Source organism: Candidatus Viridilinea mediisalina, from assembly GCF_002532535.1.
GTDB classification, from domain to species: Bacteria; Chloroflexota; Chloroflexia; order Chloroflexales; family Chloroflexaceae; genus Viridilinea; species Viridilinea mediisalina.
In genome coordinates, this window is the sequence record NZ_NQWI01000032.1 from 26,069 (window position 1) to 47,499 (window position 21,431).

Consider the following 21,431-nt stretch of genomic DNA (forward strand, 5'->3'; position numbering starts at 1 on the left):
AATCAAGAATCAGGGTGGCGTGCGGGAAGTGTTCTTCGGCAAAGCGCCACATCCATAACCTCGCCTTTCTCGCCGAAGGGGGCTGGCTCATCCTGCTCACCACCAGCGCCGTTGAGAGCGAAGGCTACGCGGCACAACTACGCGCCGACCTGCTCAATTTCTGGGTTGAGCAGGTGGACTTCTTCCCCAAGCTGCAACTCTTCGGCAAATATGTGGGGGTGACCAACACCATCTTTCAGGTACAGAAGCGGCCTGAACCGAACCCGAACGTGCGGCGGCGGCTACATCGCAGCGTCACCCTCGACGCCTACGAAGAGCGCCCAATCGCGCAGACCCAAGGGCCAGAGGTACTCTTCCGCATCAACTACCGCCCACCACCAGCGGGGGTGACCACCTGCTGCATTCCGCTCTGCGCGATTGCCTATATTGGCACCGGCTGCCACAAGAAGAGCGCGGCGTACAAAAGGTGCGCCAACACTCAATGCTCCTCGCGGGCTACCAGGAGCTCGACCGCATCGCCCAAGCCTTCGATCTGCGCTATGTCCTCGCCGTGATCAACAGCCGCTACATGCGCGACTACCTACTAGCCAATCAGGCCCAGGGCACCCGCGAAGTCTGAAAAGCCGGGGGGCACACGCTGGAGTGCCGACTTTAGCCGGCTAAAGTCGGCACTCCAACGCCAACCCATAGAATTTTCAGACAGCCTCTGAGGATCTTCTCTCTCTAAATGCATGTATTATAATCAGTACCCCGAAGGTTGCAAAGATGCCACCTACACATGCGAATATAAAAGAGCCTGTTCGTTGTGAACGAATGAATTGTTCCTGTGTACCAGCAAAGATAACGTGGGCATTCACAGTTCGTTCATTGCCACTTTGCACAATATTCCCAATTGCTGTCACGGTACGGCCATGAACAATCCCAGAGTAGCGCAGTTCTCCTGGTCTGTTCCGCGACGTTGAGGGAGATGTGACATGTGATCCATTGAGGCGGTAGTCCTGATTACTAATCTGGATCACGCCCCCAGCCTCTAGCCGTAGCGGTTGGGTGGTGGTGCCCAAACGCCTCCAGGTGAGATCGTCATCACCATCATGCTCAAGTCGTTCTTCTCGATAGGCCACAAAGTTGCGATACAGCGTTGGGTTATCAGCGCTAATCACACCCTCAACGAGTACCTCTTGACCATGATCTGCTTGAGCGACGGCTGAGGCGGACAAGGGATCGAGTTGTGCAATGCGATCGGCCTGTTGCTGCGTTTCACGGGCAACAAAAAAGCCTCCGCCGACACCCATAACCACAAAGACAAGTCCAAAGAGGATAGTAAAAATTCTGTTACCAATGGTCATTGTTGCGTGTTGCCTTTCTCTATATCATACCAATTACCATTGAACAGGCCGTGTGCCTCATGACATTCAAGCGCATTGAGACGCCATGTCCGGCTATCGGCTATCGGCTTTGGTATTACGCACCAACGCCTCTTGCAGGCTTGCCACGGTACGGAGCACCTGAAGATCAACGCCAAGGCCAACGAGGGCTTGGGCCACTTCGGGGCGGATGCCGGCAAGGGTGACGCTGGCGCCCATGAGGCGTGTGGCGTTGGCTACACGCAGCAGCGCCCCTGCAACGTGGGTGTCTACCACCGCAACGCCAGTGACATCAAGGATCACGCTGCGGACAACCCGCTGCTCAACGCGGCTCAACACCGAATGTAGGATCTGTTCGGCGCGAGCGCTGTCAATATTGCCCACCAGCGGCACAACGAGCGTATCTTCATGGATGGGCAACACCGGAACAGAGAGTTCGGCCACGATACGGTTGAGATCCTGCTGCGCTTGGAGGCTGGTTTGCAGTGCGTCAGCGGCGGCCTGCTGTTCGGCAGCAAGCTGTTCGAGCGCAGCGGTACGTTCTGCAACGCGGCTTTCGAGCGTACTGTTGCTCATCGCCAAAGCTTGATTGGCCGCCTCCGCTTCGCGGCGGGCCGCCTGTACGGCCTCCAAGGCCTGACGAATACTCCGCGCACCGACCGAGGCAATCACGGTGGTCATAAGCAGCAGAATCGTAATACTCGTTAGATTGCGCGTCATCTCAACGCTCGCACGTATCTCTGGCGGCACATTGCCCATGACAAGAGCCAAGCCAATGAGGTTCAGCAAGAAGACGAGCCAGATTTGCAGTGCAGAAAGCATGACTCCAGCCAACAGCAGGCCCAGCACCAGGTAGAAGGGCGAGGTTGAGCGCACGTTAAGTTCAATGCCGCTGGCGGTTGCGATCAGCACTGCGGCCTGGGCCATTCCAACGACGAGCCATGCCCCAGGTGCCACCATGCCCTTGCGCCCCAGCAGCGCCGCAACCAAGAAGATGACCATGGTCACAACGAGGAGCGGGATCAATTGACCCGCTTGTTCGTGTGGAATGACAATGGGGATGTAGAGCAGCGCAAGGGCTGCCAGTGCCAGCGCCAGCGTAATCAGATTGCGTCCGCGCCGTTCAATCTCGGCATCGGAGGTCTCGACGCTGGTCAGCGCACGATAGGCGTTTGACAGGGTTTGTAGAGACATAGGAGTATAACCCATGTGTATGCATGAGGTTACAAAGACCTCTGCTTGCTTCGCAACATTCTTTTTCTTGGAGTATAGCAGGACGGTATTACCATTATTTTGGGTATTGCTTTTGTAAGGAGGATAGAAGCTTTCAGGTATAGCATGTAGCGTTTGCTGATGCTCACATTGGGGGAGCGCGAGGGAACCATGTTCCCGCGCATTGCCCCCTGTTCGGCGGGGGGGGCGGGAGAACATGGTTCCCCCGCATTGTCCCCTGTCCGGCGGGGTTGTAGGGCACCGCCCTACAGATCCCAGCTTCTACAAGGTCGCCCAAGCCGTTGTACTATAGAGCAGGCAGAAGCAGAGTCAAGAAAGGACTCCACAACATGCAAGCCATCTGGGACTGGGGCGTGGCGCTGATCATCATGATGCAGGCGGTGGGCGATGGGTTGGCCATCTTTTGGCGTGCGGTGAGCATCTTGGGCGATGAGGTCTTTTTCCTCCTCTTAATCCCATTTCTCTTCTGGTGTATCAGCCCACGGTTCAGCATCCGGGTGGGCTTGATTCTGCTGCTGGGCACGGCGCTCAACAGCTTCTTCAAATTGGCCATGGCGGGGCCACGCCCCTACTGGTACAGCGCCGAGGTGCGCGCCTTCACGGCGGAATCTTCATTTGGCCTACCTTCAGCCCATGCGCAAAACACGGTGGGCATCTGGGGCGCCCTCGCCTCGCTGATCGCCCGCCCATGGGCGTGGGGTGTTGCCTTGCTGCTCGCGTTCCTCGTAGGCATCTCACGCATGGCCTTGGGCGTCCACTTCCCCACCGACGTGCTGGTCGGCTGGCTCTTGGGCATCCTAACGCTCGCCGCCTACCTGCGCTGGAGCGACGCAATCTGGCGGTGGCTACAGGGCTTGAGCCTCAGCACGCAACTCGGTGCCACCTTCGGCTTTTCGCTGCTGCTCGTCGGCTGCGCCGCCCTACCGGCGCTGCTCAGCAGCCACGAACTGCCTGCGGTGTGGGTGGAACAGGCGGCCCTAGCCCAACCCGGTGAAGCAATTCACCCCTGGTCAACCGAGAACGCCGTAACCGTCGGCGGCACCTGGTTCGGCTTCACGGCAGGCCTCCTGCTGTTGATGCAGCAGGGCGGCTTTCACGCCAACGGCCCCTGGTGGCAACGCGCCGCCCGCTTCGCACTCGGGATCGTCGTAGTGGTCTTGCTCTGGGCGGGCCTCGGGGCCATCTTCCCCCGCGACGAGAGCCTCGTGGCCGGGCTGCTACGCTACCTGCGCTACACGCTCATCGGCCTCTGGATCGCCCTTGGCGCACCGCTGCTCTTTCGGCGGATGGGGTTGGCGTAGAAAACAGAGCGAGCATCTCAGGGTACTCGCTCTGTCAAAAACGAAAATTTCTCTTGCATAACCATTTTTCGCGCTGTATACTATAGAAAGGATTTTCCTGCGAGAAAAAATCTCTCCTGATACAGAAAGAGCAGCACAATGCTCATCCGCTTTGCGGTTACCAACCTACTATCCTTTAAAGAGCGGGTGGAGTTCACGATGATCGCGTCGTCTGAGCGCATCCACCCGCACCATGTCTACCGCACAGCATCGCGTAATCATCCAAATCTTGTGCGTGCAGCCGTTGTGTACGGAGCAAATTCCGCAGGGAAATCAAACTTTGTTCAGGCGATCAAAACATTACGCCAAATGGTGGTTAGAACATGGTCTCCAGAGACACTATTACCAATCAAAAGATTTAAATTGAATCCGTCTTATATTCAAATACCATCTGAATTTGAGATTGAGTTTCGCACGCAAGGAATAAACTATCTTTACTCGGTAAGTGCCACTCCTAACGTTATTCTACAAGAACGTTTAGCTACAACGACTAATTCCGGAGAAAAGCTTCTTTTCCATCGTACAACTGATTCTGATCGAAAGGTGTCAGTTGAATGGGGACGTAGTTTTGAACAAATTCCAAGCAAAGACAAGCAATTTTTAGATTTTGTCTGTCAAGGAACACGACCAAATCAACTGTTTTTACGCGAAAGTATTGAAAGAAACATGGACTATTTTCGTGATCCATATATGTGGTTTCGAAAATCATTATCCATTATTGAGCCAACCGCAACCTATCGCGCTCTTGAGTCTCGTTTAGAGACAGATGAGGCATTTAGAAATTTCTTAGCACGAGTAATGAATGTTGCAGGAACCGGAATTACTGATATTCAGATGCATGATGTAGATATTCATGCAGTTGAAGATCTTCCACAGACGATTTTAGAAGAAATTCGTGAAAATATGACTTCAGATCGCAGCGTTTCATTGCGAAACAATCTTGGTCTGCGTCTCTTTATCACGCAAGGCGCTGATGAATTGCGCGCTGCGAAGCTTATGACTATTCATAGAGATCAAGAATCGGCTACTGAGGTGAGCTTTGATATCAACGAGGAGTCAGACGGCACACAACGTCTTTTTGATCTTGTTCCCATGCTATATGATCTCATGGCCGAAGATAAGCAAGAGAGTGTCTATATTGTCGACGAAATAGGAAGAAGTCTACATCCCCATCTAACCGGACTCATTTTTAATTTACATTTAGATGAGGCGTATCGTAATCAATCTAGTCAATTGATAGCAACAACCCATGAAACCAATCTCCTAGACCTATCTTCCCTACGTCGTGATGAGATCTGGTTTGTTGAAAAACGCAACGATGGCTCGTCCGATCTCTACTCGTTAGTTGATTTTCAGCCTCGTTATGATAAAGATGTGCAGCATGATTACCTTTTGGGGCGCTATGGAGGCATTCCCTTTATCGGCAATGTTCATCGTCTGCGACTGCCAACTTCGAAACACCAAGAAGTGTAGTTTTTTATGGAAATCTGACAATGTCTCAAAAAAGATTTGCACGACAAAGCAAGCCCCGTACACGTCGTAAAGTTTTTGTAATTGCTACAGAAGGTGAAGCAACAGAAAAAATCTATTTTGATGTTTTCAACAGTGATAAATTTCGCAGGGAAATCATCATAATCAGGCTCGTCTACCTAGCCCTTTACCATTGTCAGCAAAAGCATGTGAACATGAACTTAAGCGTATGCTTGGTCAATATGATAAGAGTGATTATAATATCGAGAAAGTGATATCTAAAATTGATCTAGCAATAGAACATGCTCAACGAATTGATACAAATCAGGAAGAACTCTGGCCCAAAAACAGTGGCTCTCAAGTCTACCGCCTCGTTGTAAAATTACTCGGGCGTGACCAAAATCGGTAATACCCCTCAAAACAGCCCCTCCGTCAATCCCGGCTCGAGTTCGTCAAGGATATAGTGGTTGGCGGTAGTGTCGAGGCGCTTGTGGCCCAGCGCCTTTTGCGCGTGGCGGATGTTGCGGGCGGCGAGTTGCGTGCCGACGAAGCGGCGCAGGTCGTGCGGTTTGATCTGCGGGATGCCGATGGCGTGGGCGTAGCGCTGCACGATGCGCCAGACGGTGGGGCTGCTCATGGGGCGTTTGGTGAGGCGCTGGCCCCGTCCGCCGAAGCTGGTGAAGATAGTCTTCGTCTCAAGGCCGCGCCGCTCGATCCATGCGGTGATGCGCTCGTAGGCTTCGCGGCTCAGCGGGGCTTCGCGCACCTGCTCATCGTTTTTGCCCTGGATGAGGACAACGTAGCTGCCCCCTTTGGCGACAAGCTGGGACGTGGTGAGACTCGCCGCCTCGGCGACGCGCATGCCGCTACTCGCCAGCGTCGTGAGCAGCGCGGCATCACGCAAGCCAAGCAGCGTCGTGCGGTCGGGCTGCTCACAGAGGCGGCGCATCTCGCTGGGGCTGATGCGCGTGCGGGCGCTCGGCTTGAGCCGATCCTTCAGCGCTTTGGCGCGTACCCCCGCGATCTGATCAAAGGCGCTGGCATTCTCATTGCTGGTATAACCTTGGCTCGCCGCCTCGCGTATGAGCCGCTTCACCGCCGCGAGGCGACGGTTGATCGTGCGCGGCGAGAGGGTGGTGGCATTAGCGAGGTGGGCGCGCCAACGGGCCAAGGTCGCCGGGTCGAGCGCCGCCTCACGCGTAGCGGCAAAGCGCAGATAGGCAGCCACATCGCGCCGGTAGCCCACAAGGGTGGCAGGGGCGAGTTGGCCAGCCAGAATCTCGACGGAGAAGTCGAGTGTCGCCGGGGCAAGATCGGTGACCATAGAATGTACCTCTCTCTCTTGTGCTTCGTGTTCGCGGCGCAGCCGCGAACACGAAGCACAAGAGAGAGTCTAAGGCGAAGCCTGCGCCGTAAAGCCTTGTTGCGCGGTGGCGGCTGCGCCGCCACCGCGCAACAATAGAGCGAAAGAAAATAGGCCTTTTCTTACGCTATTTATAGCACATATGCGCTAGGCTTGTCAAGCCCCCCGCCTAAAGTCTCATCCCCCCTTGGCCCAATGGACAACCCCGGCCTCACCAAATCTGCGCCCCCGCCATCCCCGCATGGCCCGATGGCAGGCCGCTCTTTTTTGGGTACCCTGAGGCTGTGAGTGGTAGCCTTTGTCTGCGGGGTTTAAGAGGCTGTCTGAAAAGTCCATGGGCTGGCGGTGGAGTGCCGGCTTTAGCCGGCTAAAGCCGGCACTCCACCGCGTGCTACGTAGTATGGTACGGCACTGACACTCTTTTCAGACAGCCTCTAAGGGCGGGCAGAACATGTATTCATTGCCGCAAAAGAACGCAAAGGAACGCAACAACACCGCGTTGCCTTCGCCCATCTCCCACAACGTGGGAGATGCTTGCCCGGTTGGTGAGCCTGTCGAACCAGAGCTTGCCGAAGGGGGTAGGGGGTGAGGGCCATCCAGGGCATCCCAAAGCCTTATCGGTCGCTACCGAAGCAAGCGTTCTGTCCGCCCTTAAAGGCCGGAGGGTGAGGGCCGTCCAAAGCCCCCCAAGAGCCTATCCATCCCCCCCACCCCCAACCAAGGAGGTATCCCATGACCTACCAAGATACGATTGTGACCCAGGGTTTGCATAAGACCTATGACGACCATGTGGCCCTCGCGGCGCTTGATCTGCATGTGCCACAGCATGCCATTTGTGGTTTTTTGGGGCCCAATGGGGCCGGGAAGACGACGACGATGAAGCTGTTGTTGGGCCTTATGCGCCCAAGTGGCGGCGGTGGCGCGGTCTTTGGCCACGATATTGTGCGCGAGAGTCTCGCTATTCGCGCACGGGTTGGCTATTTGCCCCAACAGCCCGCTTTCTACCCTGAGTTGACGGCGCGTGAGACGCTGCGTTTTACGGCGGGCTTTTTCTATCGCAGGCCAGCCACGCAGGTCGAGGCGCGGATCAGTGAACTGTTGCAACTCGTTGGCTTAGAAGCGCGCGCCGACCGGCCTGTGGGTGGCTTTTCGGGGGGTGAGCGTCAACGTCTGGGGCTGGCCCAGGCCCAGATCAATCAGCCCGATCTGCTCATCCTCAGATAGCCGCTGAGGATGGCGTACTGATTAGTGCCAGCGAGGCGCTTGAGTTTGGCCTCCAGATCTTCTTTGGCTTGAGCATGATCGCCCTGCCCATTGGCGCGATTGTGCTGCTTCAGGATGCGATCATTGAGGAGAAGCAGAACGGCATTGCCGAATGGATTCTCGCCAAACCTGTGGCGCGCCCCGCCTATGTCCTGGCTAAACTGTGGCCCAACATGCTCGCCATGGCCATCACCATGCTGCTCATCCCTGGCAGCATCGGTTTTATCATATTGCGCATCTTTGCCCCCGACGCCATCGCCCTCTCCGGCTTCCTCAGCGCCTACGGCATCGTGGCGCTCCATCTCTGCTTCTACATCAACCTCAGCCTCATGCTGGGCGTTCTGCTCAAAACCCGTGGCCCCCTGCTCAGCATCAGCCTCGGCTCGCTCCTCGGCGGCACCCTCGTACCGATAGCCGCCATTGTCCAATTCACCCCCTGGAAATTGAGCGAACTGGTCGTCCTGCCGGTGCTGGGTAGCGCCCTACCCGCCATCGCCTCCACCATGCTGATCAGCAGCGCACTGTGGAGCATCCTCTTCATTGGGGTTGCGCTCTGGCGCATAGGGCGCATCGAACTATAGAACATGCCTATTTCGTGAGATCAAAAATACCCCAATGCAAATAGCCCGCTTCACCACCAGTATACCAATGGCGCAACCCAGTGAGCATCTGGTCGAGGTAGGCGGGCGAGACCTCGCTCACAAGCTGTGCATAGCGAGCCTGCAGATCAGCATAGATACGGCGGTAGGTCGTGGCCAAATGGGCCGAATGGTCGTGAAAATGGCTTGTACGAAACCCCACCGTCTGAGCGGCCTGCAGATAGGCCGAGACCGAGCCGAGGCTTTTGAGATCAACACGGGCATAAATGGGCGCTAGTATCTCCTTCGGAGCATCATCAGCCTGCATCGGATCGGTAAAGATAAACCTGCCGCCCGGCTTGAGGACGCGGTACGCCTCGGCCAAAATCTGCTGATGGTTATCGCTATGGAGCATCGCATCCTGCGACCAGGCCAGATCAACGCTAGCCTCAGCCAACGGAATCGCCTCATAGCTCCCATCAAGCACATCAATCAGGTGATCGAGCCCCTGTTCATGGTTGATGCGGCGATTCAGCTCATTCTGGCGCTCACTAATATTCAGACAGATCGTCGCAGCGCCATAGGAACGGGCCAAAAAGCGTGCAGTACCGCCATAGCCCGAGCCGAGATCGATCACCCGCAGCTCAGGGCCAAGCGCATCAACCAACGCAGCCATCTGCTCAACCGTGCGGCGATTAGCGCGTTCAATCGGCTCATCGGGTGCCGCAAACATCCCAACATGCAAATCTTCAGTCCCACCCCACAGGGTCGCATAGAAACGGTCGGCATCATCACTATTGTAGTAGTCCTGGGCTTGGCGTGCGGCTTGCGAGTAGGTGTGTGTCATGAGCTACTTTCTCGGTTTCAACGTATACAGCTATTCATACTCTCCATTGTACGCCACCGTGCAAGCGCCAACGTTGCACGGTGGCATCAAGAAACCCGTCCTCAATTTGTCCCGCAGATTGTCCCGCTCAACGCGACCCAAAGGGAGCTTGGGTATGGTATGAGATAAAAGCAAGCGGGGATGGCCAGGCCATCCCCAAACGTACTGATTAGCCGAAGGTAAGGACGCAGATGCTCATGCCAAACCAGGTTCAGCGCCCGCCCCGCATGCTCTCAAGCGCACAGCCGATTCAGCAACTCTACATTCCCTCTGGGCGGCCACTCGTGATCTTGAATGGTTCAACCAATGGAAATTTACAGCCCTTGTATCAGCGGGTGCGGCCCTTGTTGCAAGAGGGATTAGCGGCTTGGGCGGCACGGCGCGGCGCAGTGGTCATTACTGGAGGCACCAACGCGGGCATCTTCGCAGTGCTAGGGCAGGGCTTTGCCCGCTACGGACGCCCAATGGCATGCATTGGGGTCGCGGTGGCGCAACTGGTACAACCACCCCCCGAAGGCGTGGCGCTCGAACCAAATCACACCCACATGCTGCTCACCGAAGGTCAGCACTGGGGGGCCGAGGTGTACGCAATGTACGCACTTGCCGCCGCCTATGGCCCCCCGGCCCACTCGCTCACCATTGTTGTCGGCGGTGGCCCCAACACACTGCGCGAGCTAGAGTATTGTGCCGCCCAAGGAGGGCGCATGCTCGTTGTCGAAGGGAGCGGCGGAGTAGCCGATGCGCTCCTCGACAGCCTCAGCGGCCAGCGTAGCGGCGAGGAACGGCTACAACGCCTCGCGCACACCGCCCAGATCTACCGCATCAACCTCCATGCCCCCCCGCACGTTCTCCAGGTACTCTTGGATGCCTTGATGCGCTAGTTATACCATTTACGATTGTAGATTGCAGATTGCAGATTGCAGATTGTAGATTGTAGATTGCAGATTGCAGATTGTCGAACAATGGCGTCCCAATGGGCTTTTGCGTTCTTGATAATGCGGCATGTTCAAGGGTATTGGTATTAGTTACTGGCGAAACCACCAATACGACAGCGTTAGTCCTCAAGCCTGTTCTCATTTGTACATACCCCTTGTATAATAGGGGCGACGACTGTCGTCACCATAGTATAGTAAGGAGAACCAAGGCCATGGCCACCCCACAGCCCCCGGAGAGTACGCCTACTGGGTTAACGCCAGAGTCCATCGCCAAGTCGGGTGAAGGTTTGATCCGCCTTTGGGTTGCAGCCTTCACACTGCCCTTCAGCGTTGCCAATGCGGTCGTTAGCACCCTGAGCAACGCGGTCAACCGGGCCACCTCGGCACTCGATGGCCAGCCCCTGGCTCCGAGCAACAACGAGTTCGTGCGGGCAACAGGCGATCTTGCCAATGCTACCGGAAAGCTCTATGTGAGTATCATCAACGCGGCTACCTCTGGCCTTCAGAATGTCTCGCGCCGCCTCGATGATATTGCGACTGAACAGAAGCCCAAGTAGGCTTGCGTGAGTTGTCTTCGTACAAACGAGCCCTGGTTGTGCAGGCGTATTGTCCTCACAGCCAGGGCTTATGCCATTTCAGATTTCAGATTTCAGATTTCAGATTTCAGATTTCAGATTTCAGATTGCCGAACATGGCGTCCCAATGGGCTTGAGTGTTCTTGATATTGACGGCGAACAATCTACAATCTACAATCTACAATCTACAATCTACAATCCCCCACATAGCCCCGCAGCAACCCCTCAACAGTAGCGGCAGCCTCCCATTGGGGCAGGTGACCAATGCCAGGCAGGATGTGGAGGTGCGCCTTGGGGAGATGCTGGGCCAGCCAGTGGGCTTGGAGGCTAGGCACGACCGGGTCGCGCTCGCCAGCAATAATGAGGACGGGACAGGCGATCTGGCCAATTTCGGCGCGAATATCGCATGTGCGGAGGGTCAGCAGCAGCGTGGCAAGGTTACGAAGCTGAGAGTGGGCATAGATAGGGTGCCAACGCCGCACTGCTGCTGCGGCTACCGGATTCTCCATGTAGGCACGCATATTGCCACTGTAGGCCGATGCAATGCCATATTGAATGAAGCGTAACGAGAGTTGCGTCAGCCGATAGTGCAGCCAGTAGAGCATGTAGCCCCCTGGTAGCGGTAAGAGGCGCTGGTAGAACCCAAGCGCCCCAGTGAGCGGCCCCCAGACGACGGGTGCCAAAGCGACAACCCGTTCCACTTGGGTAGGCAGGCGTGCGGCGGCAGCCAACGCAACCAAGCCGCCGGTCGAGTGGCCAATCAGCGTACACGGCTGATCGCCTACAATCGCCTCAAGCGCCCGCAACTCCAGATCAAGCACCTCCGCCTGGCTCAAGGCGCGGCACGTGGGCGGCATCACCGCCGGATAGTGCCCCGGCAGATCGAGGGTCACACAACGGCCCAAATGGCTCAAATAGGCCAACTCATGCGACCAGATCGCCCGATTGGCCGAATAGCCATGAATGAAAATAATACTCCGCGTACCAGTACTATGCTCCTCCCAAGTGAGCGTATGTCCGGCATGGTGAACGTAGTTGATCATAGTATAGAAGGCAGAAGGCGGAAGGCGGAAGGCGGAAGGCGGAAGGCGGAAGGCGGAAGGCGGAAGGCGGAAAAGAGGCACTAGCGCAATCTACAATCTGCAATCTACAATCTGCAATCTACAATCTGCAATCTACAATCTCCAATGGTATTACTCTGGCTCTGGCCGATGCAACAACGCCGCCCAGACCGCCGCCGCCCGCAGGTGGGCCTCGGTGTTGGCAAGGGGCTGTTGAGCGCGCCGCACACAACAAGGGATGCGCCGGCGCACAGGTATTGCCCGTGGGCCTGGAGTTGCAGTTGACGGTTGTGCTGTGGATGCCTGTGGCTCATCAGGTGGCATTAGTATACTCTCCTTTGCGTTCTTTTGTGGCAACGAGCAGGTTTTCTGTGCGCCCATGCCCCCCCTGACGCACCTATACTACTTTGATGCAGGCTACGCACTGCGGTTACAACGCGGCACCTGCACGCTGTTTGTGCCGCCATGGTGTCAAGGATGTTCTCATGCAACGCGAACAAACGACCTGCTAGGTGGGTGCCGTGCAGCCACCTAGCGTCGCCCCCAAGCCCCAACGGCGCACACCTGGCAGGTCTCATGGGCCGTTGGCCTCTCAGACCTGCCAGGTGCGGCGCGGTGGGCTCGTTATGTCCTCATGGTGACTGCACGCGCCCCACCTGGCAGGTCAGGTGTGCTGCTCTTGGTTCATTGGAGCGCGTCAAAAACCCCGTACATACCAAGCGGTGCGGCCTTGTCTCAATGAACCGCGTGAGAACGCGGTAGAGCAAAAAAATCTGTTAGCGCGAAGAAGCCTTGGGTTGGCAGACGACCTCGCGGTGGCTTCGACAAGCTCAGCCACCGCGCCGCCGCACCGCGTGGCTTCGACAGGCTCAGCCACCGTGATGAGCGAACGGCGCGGTGGCTTCGACAGGCTCAGCCACCGTGATGAGCGAACGGCGCGGTGGCTTCGACAGGCTCAGCCACCGTGATGAGCGAACGGCGCGGTGGCTTCGACAGGCTCAGCCAACGCGACGCGCTAACAAAAAATTCTGTTAGGGAAGCAGAAATTTTCAAGTATTCCAGCAGCCTGTTATGCTGAATAGTCCATGGGCGGGCACACGTTGGAGTGCCGACGTTAGTCGGCTGAGGTCTTGGGCAGCGATGGGAATCCGACTAACGTCGGAACTCCAACGGCATCTCAGGGTGACAAAGCAACGGGGCAATCAACAGCATTCGCTTCCCTAAGTGTCTCTTTACCTAATTCTAAATGATCGGGTTGCCCAATAATCAGTGACCCTCCAACCTCCTAATCCGAAAAATACATCAGCATCAAATAAAGGGTTGGCCTGCACTGAATCTTCCCAAAGCATAGAAACTTTAGAATTGATCTGCAATTCATCGCCCATACGTGTTTTTGATCCTGCTATAAATCTATTTCTTGCAGTATTTCTTAGATGATCTAAGATAAAACGTCTGTTCTTGAAATGATCAGCAGAAATTTTTCTGGTACCGCCCTTTCCATCTAACCAATATTGAAGATTATCTGCTGCAAGATTTGCACCAAATGAACGAGCATCTCGTATCATTTGTCTTACTTCATCTTCAGATATACTACAAGAAGTTGATTCATCATTATGCTGAATCAAATCTTGTTCCTTCTTATTGCATGAATATGTCCCTCTATTGTCTGTATTGCGAGCATTCATAAGATTCTTAATATACTCGATTGTATCAAAACTAAAATACCCATAGACATCCCACAGGTTCACGGGGTTGCCTTTGACGTAGCCGTAGCGGTGGAGGCTCTGCGGGTCGTTGGGGGTGCCGCGGTAGGGGTCGCGGGTGAGCCAGGTGGCGGTGACGGGGTCGTAGTCGCGGGCGTGGAAGTGGTGGAGGCCGGTGCTGGGGTCGTGTTCCTGGCCGGTGAAGAGGAAGTCAACGTGGGTGGTGGAGTCGAATTCGCGCTCGTCAGCGACGCCGTAGGGGTCGTAACGGTAGTTCTTGGCGGTCTGGCCGTTGTCGTGGGCGAGGGCGACGGTGCTGCCGAGGCCGTCTTGGGTGAGCCAGAGTTGTTGCCCCCGTTCGCTGCCGGTGTAGCGCGTCTGGGCGAGGATGTGGCCGCTCTGGGTGCGGTAGAGGTTGGTGTGTTGCCCGTTCCAGGTCTCGTGGTAGCTGATTGGGTCGAGGCCCGCGTAGGCGTAGGTGCGTGTCTTGCTGCCGCCTCCGCCGACTTTGTTGTCTACGCTTTTGGCGACGCGCCGCCCGATGCCGTCGTAGGCCATGGTGGTGATCTCGCCGGGGTTCCAGCGGTTGCTGCCGGTGATTTTGTATGCTTGGGCGGCGATGAGGCGGTTTTCGCTGTCGTAGGTGTAGCGCATGGCTTCGCGGGGAGCTTCGCGCTCGATGCGGTTGCCGTTGGCGTCGTAGCGGTAGTGGACGCTGTGACGCGCAAGGTTGTCCTCCATGCGTATGAGTTGGTCCGCAGCGTCGTAGTGGTAGCGCAGGTCGAAGGCGTCGAAGGGTTTGTTGGTGCGCGGATCGTCGTTGCCGGCCCAACTGGTGCGGTTGCCCGCTGCGTCGTAGCTGTAGCTCACTATGACGCCAACGCTGTCGCGCATTTCGATCAGGCGGTAGAGCCGGTCTTGGGTGTAGTGTTCGGTGACGGTGCGCGGCTGGCCGTCACGGTAGTCGAAGGTGGCTTCAGTGCGCTGGTTGGCGGCGTCGTAGCTGTAGCTGATGCCGATGAGTAGCCGCCCGTTCGGGCCGATTTTGCGCTTCTCGACGCTCAGAAGGTTGTTGGCCGCGTCGTAGCTCTGGGTGGTGAGGGTGTCTTTGTCGCCCCCTTCGAGGCGCACGACTTGGCCGATGCCGTTGTAGTGGTAGCTGGCGACGCTGCCCGCCGGGGTGGTGACTTCGTGGAGCCAGTTGTTGCGGTAGTAGCTCTTTTGCAGGATGCGCCCATCGGGGTAGGTGAGCGCTACTTCGTTGTTGGCGGCGTCGTAGTGGAAGGCGACGGTGCCGTAGCCGCTCGTTTCGCTCGTCTTGCGGTTGCGGGCGTCGTAGCTGAAGTCGGTGACGCCGCTGCTGTCGCGTAGTTGGATGAGGTTGCCGTTGCCGTCGTAGTAGCGCGCCACGCTGCTGCCGTCGCTGTAGGTGGCGCGCACCGGACGGCGATTCCGGTCGAAGCTGGTCGCGACGCGGTTGCCGTTCGGCTCGCGCCGTTCGATCTGGTTGCCTACTGCGTCAAAGGTGTAGAGCGTGATCTGGCCCAGCGGATCGGTTTCGCTCACCAGTTGGCCTAGTGCGTCGGGCGTGAAGCTGACTACGGCCCCCTTGGGATCGGTGATGCTGGTGCGGTTGCCCACGGCATCGTAGCTGTAGCGCGTGGTGACGTTGGTCTGGTTGTTGGGCAGTGAACTGGGGTTGTAGTTGAGAATTACGGCAACCAGTTGGCCGATGGCATCATACTCGTTGCGGGTGATGACGCCGAGTGCATCAATGCTCATCAGCGGGCGGCCTACCGCGTCGTAGCTGAAGCGCACGCTGTTGCCACGGGCGTCGGTGCTGCTGGTGCGCTGGTTGCGCTCGTCGTAACTATGGGTTGTCGTGTGACCATTGGCATCGGTGGTGGCTACTAGGTTGCCCACGGCGTCGTAGACAAAGGTGGTGGTGTGGCCCTCTGCGTCGGTGACGCTCACCTGGCGGCCTAGTGCATCGTAGGCGAAGAGGGTGGTGTGGCTGTTGCCGTCAACGAGGGCAATGCGATTGCCCACGGCGTCGTAGCTGATGCCCTGCACTAAACCGATGGCGTCGCGCTCTTCGATCATGCGTCCGAGCAGATCGTAGCGCATGGTAGTCGTGTTGCCGTTGGCGTCGGTTGTGGCGATCAGGTTGCCCATCTCGTCGTAGCGCGAACTGCGTGCAAAGCCTTCGGCATCGATCATGCGGATCACGCGCCCGAGCGCATCATACTCTTTGCTGATCACGCCACCATTCGCGTCAGTTGTGCTGATGCGCCGTCCGATCTCATCATAGCTGTGTTGCGTCGTGTAGCTGAGTGCGTTGGTGGTGGTGAGCAAGCGTCCGAGCAGATCGTAACTGTTGGTGGTCACCGCGCCGTTGGCGTCGGTGCTGGCAATCAGGTTGCCCAGCGCATCGTAGGTGAATTCGGTTACAAAGCCCAGGGCGTTGATCTGGCGCACCACGCGGTTGAGCGCATCAAACTCGGAGCGCGTCGTCGCGCCAAGCTGATCGGTCGTTTCGATCAGGTTGCCGTTGGCATCGTAGCGTGAAGCGACCACAAAGCCGAGTGCGTCGGTGACGAGCAGCGTGCGCCCAAGGGCGTCGTAGGCGGTGGTGGTGCTATTGCCGTTCGCGTCGGTGACGACAACGCGGCGACCCGCGAGGTCGTAGCTGGTGCTGGTAACCCCGCCTAGCGCATCGGTTACCGTGAGCGGGCGGCGCATCGCGTCGTAGGTGGTGGTGGTGGCGAAACCGAGTGCATCGGTGACGACGATGGTGTTGCCGAGGGCGTCATAGGCCATGCCGGAGCGGTTGCCCAATGCATCCACGCGCTCGATCAGGCGCCCCGCCGCATCGTAGCTGCTGCGCGTGATCGCGCCGCGCGCATCGGTCGTGGCCACCACGCGGCCCAAGGCGTCATACTCGGTGCGCGTTACGAAGCCAAGAGCATCGGTCGTGGCCACCACGCGCCCGAGTAGATCATACTCCCAGCGGGTGGTGTAGCCGAGCGCATTGGTCTCACTGCTGCGCTGGCCCGCCGCATCATACGTGGTCATGCTGGTATGACCGAGGGCATCAACCACCTGCACAATCCGGTTCAGATCATCATAGATGTAGCTTGTCGTTGCGCCATTGGGCGCGATCATCTGTACCCGATTGCCGGCTGCATCGTAGCTATGTTCGGTCACGCCGCCAAGCGCATCAATGCGGCGCACCTCGCGGTTGAGCGCATCATATTCAATCTGCGTCGTGAAGCCGCGCGCATCGGTAATTGCCACCTGGTTGCCATTCGCATCATAGACGTAGCGCGTCACCGCGCCAGTGGGATCGGTCGCCGCAACAATGCGGTAGAGCGCATCCAGCTCCCAGGTACGCTGATAGCCCAAGGGGTCAACTTCAGCGATCTTGTGGCCCAAACCGTTGTAGCTAATCGAACGCACGCCACCATCGGGCGTCGTGGTAGTGACAAGGTGGCCCAGGGCGTTGTAGGTGTAGCTAGTTGTATGCCCGAGCGCATCGGTGACTGATGTGCGGCCATTATCGGCATTGTAGGTGTAGCTGCGGGCGTGACCAAGCTGATCAATCTCGCGCAGCAGATTGCCATTGGCGTCATACTCCCACTGTTTCACACCACCAAGCGCGTCAGTCTCACGGATCTTGCGGCCAAAGGCATCATATTCATAGGTTGTCGTATGGCCCAGCGCATCGGTCTGCGCGCTCAGGTTGCCATTGGCATCATAGGTGTAGCGCGTCACATCGCCACGCGGCCCAATCACCTCAAGCAACTGGCCCTGCGCGTTGTAGCGCATGGTTACGCGATTGCCCAGCGCATCAATCGTCGCGCTACGTCGCCCCTCGGCATCATACTCATAGCGCGTCGTGCGGCCCAACGGATTAGTCTCACTCGTCACATTGCGCTGCGCGTCGTAGCTCCATGTCCACGCATGGCCCAGTGCATCAACCTTCCTGACCCGATTGCCATCCGCATACTCATAGGTCGTCGTATGACCATTGCGGTCGGTATGGCTCGTGAGCTGGTTGTCGTCATTGTAGGTAAAGTGTTCACTTTGGCCGAGCGCATCAATCTGCTCAACGAGGCGCCCATCCTCATCATAGCGGTGGGTGATCGCATTGCCGTAGGTATCAAGCACCGTGGTGGTCTGCTGATCATCATCATAGCTAAATTCATTGATGAAATTCTCACCCACGCGCTGATAGAGTACGCGGCCCTGCTCGTCGTAGTGCTGCTCTTGGACAAAATCAACACCATCAGGCGTTGTGAGCTTGGTCAGACCATGCTCAGGATCGTACTCATAGCTCACCGTACCGCCCTGAGCATCCTGCACCTCAAGCAAGCGCCCATCGGCATCATAGCTATAGGTGATACTCACGCCATCTGGCCCATCAAGGCGCGTAATACGCCCCTCGCCGTCGCTCGTCAAATTCACAACACGCCCGCTGGCGCTAGTGATCTGGCTCGCATGGTCGCCACTGTAGCTCAAGACAAGTGCATTACCGCTGAGATCCTCAACCTGCATCAAGCGCCCATCAGCCGCAAAATGGTAGCGCGTCTGGTCGGTGGTGGTGAGCAGAAAACCGCTACCCTCACGGGTAAGTGTATCGAAGCTATAGGGCGCTTGGCCAAAAGCATCACCCTCAGCGGGAAAGAGCGCCGTGCGGCCATCGGCATAGCGCAGCAGCGCGCCGGGCATCAACTCATTATCGAAGACAGTAAGCTGCATATCGAGCAACGTACTCCAGCCCATGCCAAAGCGCCCCACAAGCTGATTCTGAGAATTGTAGAAGCGCGAGATCTCAAGATCGGGGCCAGTCTCTTGCAACTTCAGATCGCTATAGTCATAGACAAAATTGCCAATCAGCGTACTGACTGGGTCTTCGCTATAGCCCACCCAAGGCACATAGCCAAAGACACCGCTATAGACCATGATGAACTGAAATTCGCCACGAGCGGGCCAGCGCCCCACATTCCCCGCCGGGTCACTCGCGGTAATGTAGAGCTGATAGCGGCCAGGTGCTAGGCGGGGGATCAGGATGCCGTAACGATCACCAAGAATATGGCTAAGTGGGAAGGGCCGGTCGTTGATGAAAAGGGTTGCTTCAGCCACCGCCGTATCATCGGTAATTGTCGTAAGCAGCGCCAAGTTCCCGAAGCCATTGGTGGTAATCAACGGCTCAGCAATCACCGGCGGCGTCGTATCACGCGGCGGATTATAGCCACCACCCCAACTGGCACCATCGGTGCAAGCGGTACTCACCGAGGTATTGAGATTGACCTGGAAGGGCTGGCGGGCTGTGCGGAGATCGAAGGGGGCAAAACCCATAAAGCCATCGTCGCTGCGGGTGGCCGCGACCGAAAAGGTAAACTCAGGCCGCTCGGCACTAAGCGGCTGCTCCATTTCATAGGAGAAGACAAAGGAGTCGCCATCACGCTCCATTGCCCGCTGTTGGGAGCTACCAGCAACATTGAGATCGAGCGTAGCCGCAGCAAACGAGCGCACCCCAGTAGGCGCACCGGGCGCAGCAATGCCACCCACGCGCACACGCAGCGTCGAGAAGCGCCTCGCCTCCTCATCGGGATCGGCATCCTGCGGCGGATTCGACAATACGCTCAGTCACCCAGCCGCTTACCTGGCAGACGAGGGGAAAGTGGTAGGCGGCAGTCCAGCGGTTCGCGCGCTTATCGAAGCCAATAAAGCCATGCTGAAAGAGTTGGATAGGCCGCGTCGTAAAGTTACGAGCGTGATCGTAATAGGTATCGGGGGCGGGGTCTTCAACAAAGGAGCTCTGTAGTGGCAACCCAAGCCAACCCTGCGGCCCCCCGCCGCTTCGTAGGCGTTCTTGTAGTTGGGGCCAAGGTAGAAACTACCAACAATGCGCGCCCCATGCTGGAAATTCTGACTAAGCAGGCCGCCCCAGGTGTAGGCTTCAGCCACCGGGCAGCCCAACGTCCGCCCAGTAGCCTGTGCCGCCTGATAGGTTGCCAGCAGCGCGGGATCAACAGGAGTATCACAATCAGGCGCAGCAGCCATGGTCATAAAGGCGGTAAAGTGATCCACCTGCGCCGTCACCACCTGCGCCTGGCTGTCAACCGTGGTGGCAAGGGGCGTCCATGTGGAATGTTCAGCATCACTGAAGTAGAGCCCCAGTTGCACATATTCGCCCTGCTGTGGCGCGGGGTAACTCACGCGCAGCGTCAGCGGCTGGGCGAAGCGGCGCACCGCTTGGCCCTGGGCATCGGTAGCCACCAGTTCAAACGCCTCACCCACACGCATGAAGCCGGGCAACGGTGCCATCCCTTCGACCCTGCGGTAGCGTAGCGTCGTCGGGCCAGCAACCGCCCCATCAGGCACCGTAAGCTCCAGCGTACCATCCGCCGAGCGCAAGGTACCGCCCTGCTCCGCCGTAACAAGCAGTTGGTCAGTGGTCGCTTCCGCCTCGCCACCTGGATCCGTCGGGCTGGCCGTGGGCACCCCTGCCCCTGCCGTCGGGCTGGCCGTGGGTGCCCCCGCCCCTGCCGTCGGGCTGGCCGTGGGTGCACCCACCCCTGCCGTCGGGCTGGCCGTGGGCGCACCCACCCCTGCCGTCGGGCTGGCCGTGGGCGCACCCACCCCTGCCGTCGGGCTGGCCGTGGGCGCACCCACCCCTGCCGTCGGGCTGGCTACTGCATCCTGGGGACTAGGTGTAGGCAGGGCGTGTACTGATCGCTGTGCCTCCGGGACAACAACCAACGGAATATAGACCGTAACGCCTGCATCTGCACGCTGTTGTGCTGCCGCAGTAGTTAGGAGTACTCACAGCCTGAGCCACCGCAAGCTGCGGGCTAGGCAGCGTGGGGGTTGGCACAATTCTATTGGCGCGAACCTGAGCAGGCGCAGCACCAACCGACGAGGGTGTGGTGGGAGGAATAAGCCCAACAAAGAGCGCCAGCAGCGCAATAACGTGAATAACCACCTGCTGAGGGATTCGTCGCCGCATTGGAGTACTCCTGCAAATGAAGGCAGAGCCTAATCAAGTACTGGTGCTGCGCGGCAGCGACGTGAGAAGCAAGGGCGCATGCACACTTTCTGGTTTGTCGTATTACACCATATAGTTTCGCTCTCTGTGTCCCGCTGAGCGGGACAAACAGCGGGACAAAAGCGGGACACAGAGGGCTTTGCGAAGGCCCAGAGGGCGAATCTTTACAAGGACTTCTTCGCACTAACAAAACGCTCTAGCTAACAGCGAACCTCTTCCGCATAGCCCTGCGCCATCCAAACGCCATTGAGGACAACAAGGGACACGATGATGAGCCAAGCACCATGATGGTGTACCGCCAAGAACAAGCAGGCCGCCCCAAAGCTCAAGAGCAGCATCACTTTGATGAGGAACCCAATGAGCGACGGGCGAGCTTTGGGTGGATTGTATGGGGCCATAGCAACCTCCTTCCGTAGTCTTGAGTAACTAGACAGAAGGGGCTTACAGAAGGGGATGGGGCAGGTTCACCGCTAAGAAGCTGTCTGAAAAGCCGGGGGGCACACGTTGGAGTGCCGGCTTTAGCCGACTAATGGTCTTCCAGAAATTAATCCGCTATCCCAGTCCAACATACTGTAAAAGCTTTGGCGACCCGGTCGTGAAGGAGGC

At 57.5% G+C, this 21,431-nt stretch carries 18 protein-coding genes; 8 read left to right on the plus strand and 10 right to left on the minus strand.

Translation table 11 applies throughout. The features are described from left to right. Positions 1–14 precede the first annotated feature (14 nt). Entirely contained in the window at positions 15–554 is a 540-nt protein-coding gene (locus CJ255_RS22670) for a hypothetical protein (protein ID WP_124681878.1), read from the plus strand. A 141-nt stretch (positions 555–695) separates the two neighbouring features. Here the strand turns inward: CJ255_RS22670 and CJ255_RS09235 are convergent, their stop codons facing one another. Next, a complete protein-coding gene (locus CJ255_RS09235) occupies positions 696–1,346 on the minus strand; it encodes a hypothetical protein (RefSeq protein ID WP_097643817.1) in 651 nt (216 codons plus the stop codon). Positions 1,347–1,439: 93 nt separating this feature from the next. Then, positions 1,440–2,558 (minus strand): STAS domain-containing protein, encoded by a 1,119-nt coding sequence (locus CJ255_RS09240; protein WP_165774637.1) that lies wholly within the window; start codon positions 2,556–2,558, stop codon positions 1,440–1,442. Between the two features lie 368 nt (positions 2,559–2,926). Here CJ255_RS09240 and CJ255_RS24660 point away from each other — a divergent pair, with 368 nt between their 5' ends. Beyond that, the gene (locus tag CJ255_RS24660; RefSeq protein WP_097643819.1) at positions 2,927–3,898 is read left to right on the plus strand and encodes a phosphatase PAP2 family protein; all 972 of its coding nucleotides are present in this window, start codon (positions 2,927–2,929) and stop codon (positions 3,896–3,898) included. A 138-nt stretch (positions 3,899–4,036) separates the two neighbouring features. Next, on the plus strand, positions 4,037–5,410 hold the full coding sequence (locus tag CJ255_RS09250; RefSeq protein WP_097643820.1) for an AAA family ATPase: 1,374 nt from the start codon (positions 4,037–4,039) through the stop codon (positions 5,408–5,410). A gap of 412 nt (positions 5,411–5,822) precedes the next feature. Here the strand turns inward: CJ255_RS09250 and CJ255_RS09260 are convergent, their stop codons facing one another. Then, positions 5,823–6,731 carry a tyrosine-type recombinase/integrase gene (locus CJ255_RS09260; protein WP_097643822.1) on the minus strand — a complete coding sequence of 303 codons (909 nt, stop codon included), beginning with the start codon at positions 6,729–6,731 and terminating at the stop codon, positions 5,823–5,825. 771 nt (positions 6,732–7,502) lie between these two features. On the opposite strand from CJ255_RS09260, the gene CJ255_RS09265 reads away from it, so the two are divergent. Then, on the plus strand, positions 7,503–7,994 hold the full coding sequence (locus CJ255_RS09265; RefSeq protein ID WP_097643823.1) for an ABC transporter ATP-binding protein: 492 nt from the start codon (positions 7,503–7,505) through the stop codon (positions 7,992–7,994). 74 nt (positions 7,995–8,068) lie between these two features. After that, on the plus strand, positions 8,069–8,614 hold the full coding sequence (locus tag CJ255_RS09270) for an ABC transporter permease subunit (RefSeq protein WP_097643824.1): 546 nt from the start codon (positions 8,069–8,071) through the stop codon (positions 8,612–8,614). A 7-nt stretch (positions 8,615–8,621) separates the two neighbouring features. Here CJ255_RS09270 and CJ255_RS09275 read toward each other — a convergent pair whose 3' ends face one another. Next, positions 8,622–9,458, minus strand: coding sequence for an SAM-dependent methyltransferase (locus CJ255_RS09275; protein WP_097643825.1), 837 nt, complete (start codon positions 9,456–9,458; stop codon positions 8,622–8,624). 236 nt (positions 9,459–9,694) lie between these two features. Here CJ255_RS09275 and CJ255_RS09280 point away from each other — a divergent pair, with 236 nt between their 5' ends. Then, a complete protein-coding gene (locus CJ255_RS09280; protein WP_124681879.1) occupies positions 9,695–10,378 on the plus strand; it encodes a hypothetical protein in 684 nt (227 codons plus the stop codon). Positions 10,379–10,644: 266 nt separating this feature from the next. Continuing rightward, positions 10,645–10,989, plus strand: a complete 345-nt coding sequence (locus tag CJ255_RS09285) for a hypothetical protein (RefSeq protein ID WP_097643827.1) — start codon at positions 10,645–10,647, stop codon at positions 10,987–10,989. A 203-nt stretch (positions 10,990–11,192) separates the two neighbouring features. Here the strand turns inward: CJ255_RS09285 and CJ255_RS09290 are convergent, their stop codons facing one another. Further along, entirely contained in the window at positions 11,193–12,050 is an 858-nt protein-coding gene (locus CJ255_RS09290) for an alpha/beta fold hydrolase (protein ID WP_097643828.1), read from the minus strand. A gap of 150 nt (positions 12,051–12,200) precedes the next feature. Beyond that, positions 12,201–12,392: a hypothetical protein gene (locus tag CJ255_RS09295; protein ID WP_097643829.1), complete on the minus strand. Its 192-nt coding sequence runs from the start codon at positions 12,390–12,392 to the stop codon at positions 12,201–12,203. 473 nt (positions 12,393–12,865) lie between these two features. On the opposite strand from CJ255_RS09295, the gene CJ255_RS23490 reads away from it, so the two are divergent. Next, complete coding sequence (locus CJ255_RS23490; protein WP_165774638.1) at positions 12,866–13,036, plus strand: hypothetical protein; 171 nt, start codon at positions 12,866–12,868, stop codon at positions 13,034–13,036. 264 nt (positions 13,037–13,300) lie between these two features. Here the strand turns inward: CJ255_RS23490 and CJ255_RS09300 are convergent, their stop codons facing one another. The 4 genes from CJ255_RS09300 to CJ255_RS09310 all read right to left on the minus strand — a co-directional run bounded on the left by CJ255_RS09300 (position 13,301) and on the right by CJ255_RS09310 (position 21,223). Beyond that, complete coding sequence (locus CJ255_RS09300) at positions 13,301–19,414, minus strand: DUF6531 domain-containing protein (protein WP_097643830.1); 6,114 nt, start codon at positions 19,412–19,414, stop codon at positions 13,301–13,303. A gap of 21 nt (positions 19,415–19,435) precedes the next feature. After that, positions 19,436–20,539, minus strand: coding sequence for a hypothetical protein (locus CJ255_RS23495; protein WP_165774639.1), 1,104 nt, complete (start codon positions 20,537–20,539; stop codon positions 19,436–19,438). Further along, positions 20,487–20,786, minus strand: coding sequence for a hypothetical protein (locus tag CJ255_RS22685; RefSeq protein WP_124681882.1), 300 nt, complete (start codon positions 20,784–20,786; stop codon positions 20,487–20,489). Before CJ255_RS22685 ends, CJ255_RS23495 begins: the two co-directional genes overlap by 53 nt. A 239-nt stretch (positions 20,787–21,025) precedes the next feature. Further along, on the minus strand, positions 21,026–21,223 hold the full coding sequence (locus CJ255_RS09310) for a hypothetical protein (RefSeq protein WP_097643832.1): 198 nt from the start codon (positions 21,221–21,223) through the stop codon (positions 21,026–21,028). Positions 21,224–21,431 lie beyond the last annotated feature (208 nt).

Bases quoted from the DNA above. Each gene is read 5' to 3' on its own strand.
- CJ255_RS09235 (WP_097643817.1), bottom strand. From the start codon at position 1,346: ATGACCATTGGTAACAGAATTTTTACTATCCTCTTTGGACTTGTCTTT.
- CJ255_RS09240 (WP_165774637.1), bottom strand. From the start codon at position 2,558: ATGTCTCTACAAACCCTGTCAAACGCCTATCGTGCGCTGACCAGCGTC.
- CJ255_RS24660 (WP_097643819.1), top strand. From the start codon at position 2,927: ATGCAAGCCATCTGGGACTGGGGCGTGGCGCTGATCATCATGATGCAG.
- CJ255_RS09250 (WP_097643820.1), top strand. From the start codon at position 4,037: ATGCTCATCCGCTTTGCGGTTACCAACCTACTATCCTTTAAAGAGCGG.
- CJ255_RS09260 (WP_097643822.1), bottom strand. From the start codon at position 6,731: ATGGTCACCGATCTTGCCCCGGCGACACTCGACTTCTCCGTCGAGATT.
- CJ255_RS09265 (WP_097643823.1), top strand. From the start codon at position 7,503: ATGACCTACCAAGATACGATTGTGACCCAGGGTTTGCATAAGACCTAT.
- CJ255_RS09270 (WP_097643824.1), top strand. From the start codon at position 8,069: ATGATCGCCCTGCCCATTGGCGCGATTGTGCTGCTTCAGGATGCGATC.
- CJ255_RS09275 (WP_097643825.1), bottom strand. From the start codon at position 9,458: ATGACACACACCTACTCGCAAGCCGCACGCCAAGCCCAGGACTACTAC.
- CJ255_RS09280 (WP_124681879.1), top strand. From the start codon at position 9,695: ATGCCAAACCAGGTTCAGCGCCCGCCCCGCATGCTCTCAAGCGCACAG.
- CJ255_RS09285 (WP_097643827.1), top strand. From the start codon at position 10,645: ATGGCCACCCCACAGCCCCCGGAGAGTACGCCTACTGGGTTAACGCCA.
- CJ255_RS09290 (WP_097643828.1), bottom strand. From the start codon at position 12,050: ATGATCAACTACGTTCACCATGCCGGACATACGCTCACTTGGGAGGAG.
- CJ255_RS09295 (WP_097643829.1), bottom strand. From the start codon at position 12,392: ATGCCACCTGATGAGCCACAGGCATCCACAGCACAACCGTCAACTGCA.
- CJ255_RS22685 (WP_124681882.1), bottom strand. From the start codon at position 20,786: ATGCGGCGACGAATCCCTCAGCAGGTGGTTATTCACGTTATTGCGCTG.
- CJ255_RS09310 (WP_097643832.1), bottom strand. From the start codon at position 21,223: ATGGCCCCATACAATCCACCCAAAGCTCGCCCGTCGCTCATTGGGTTC.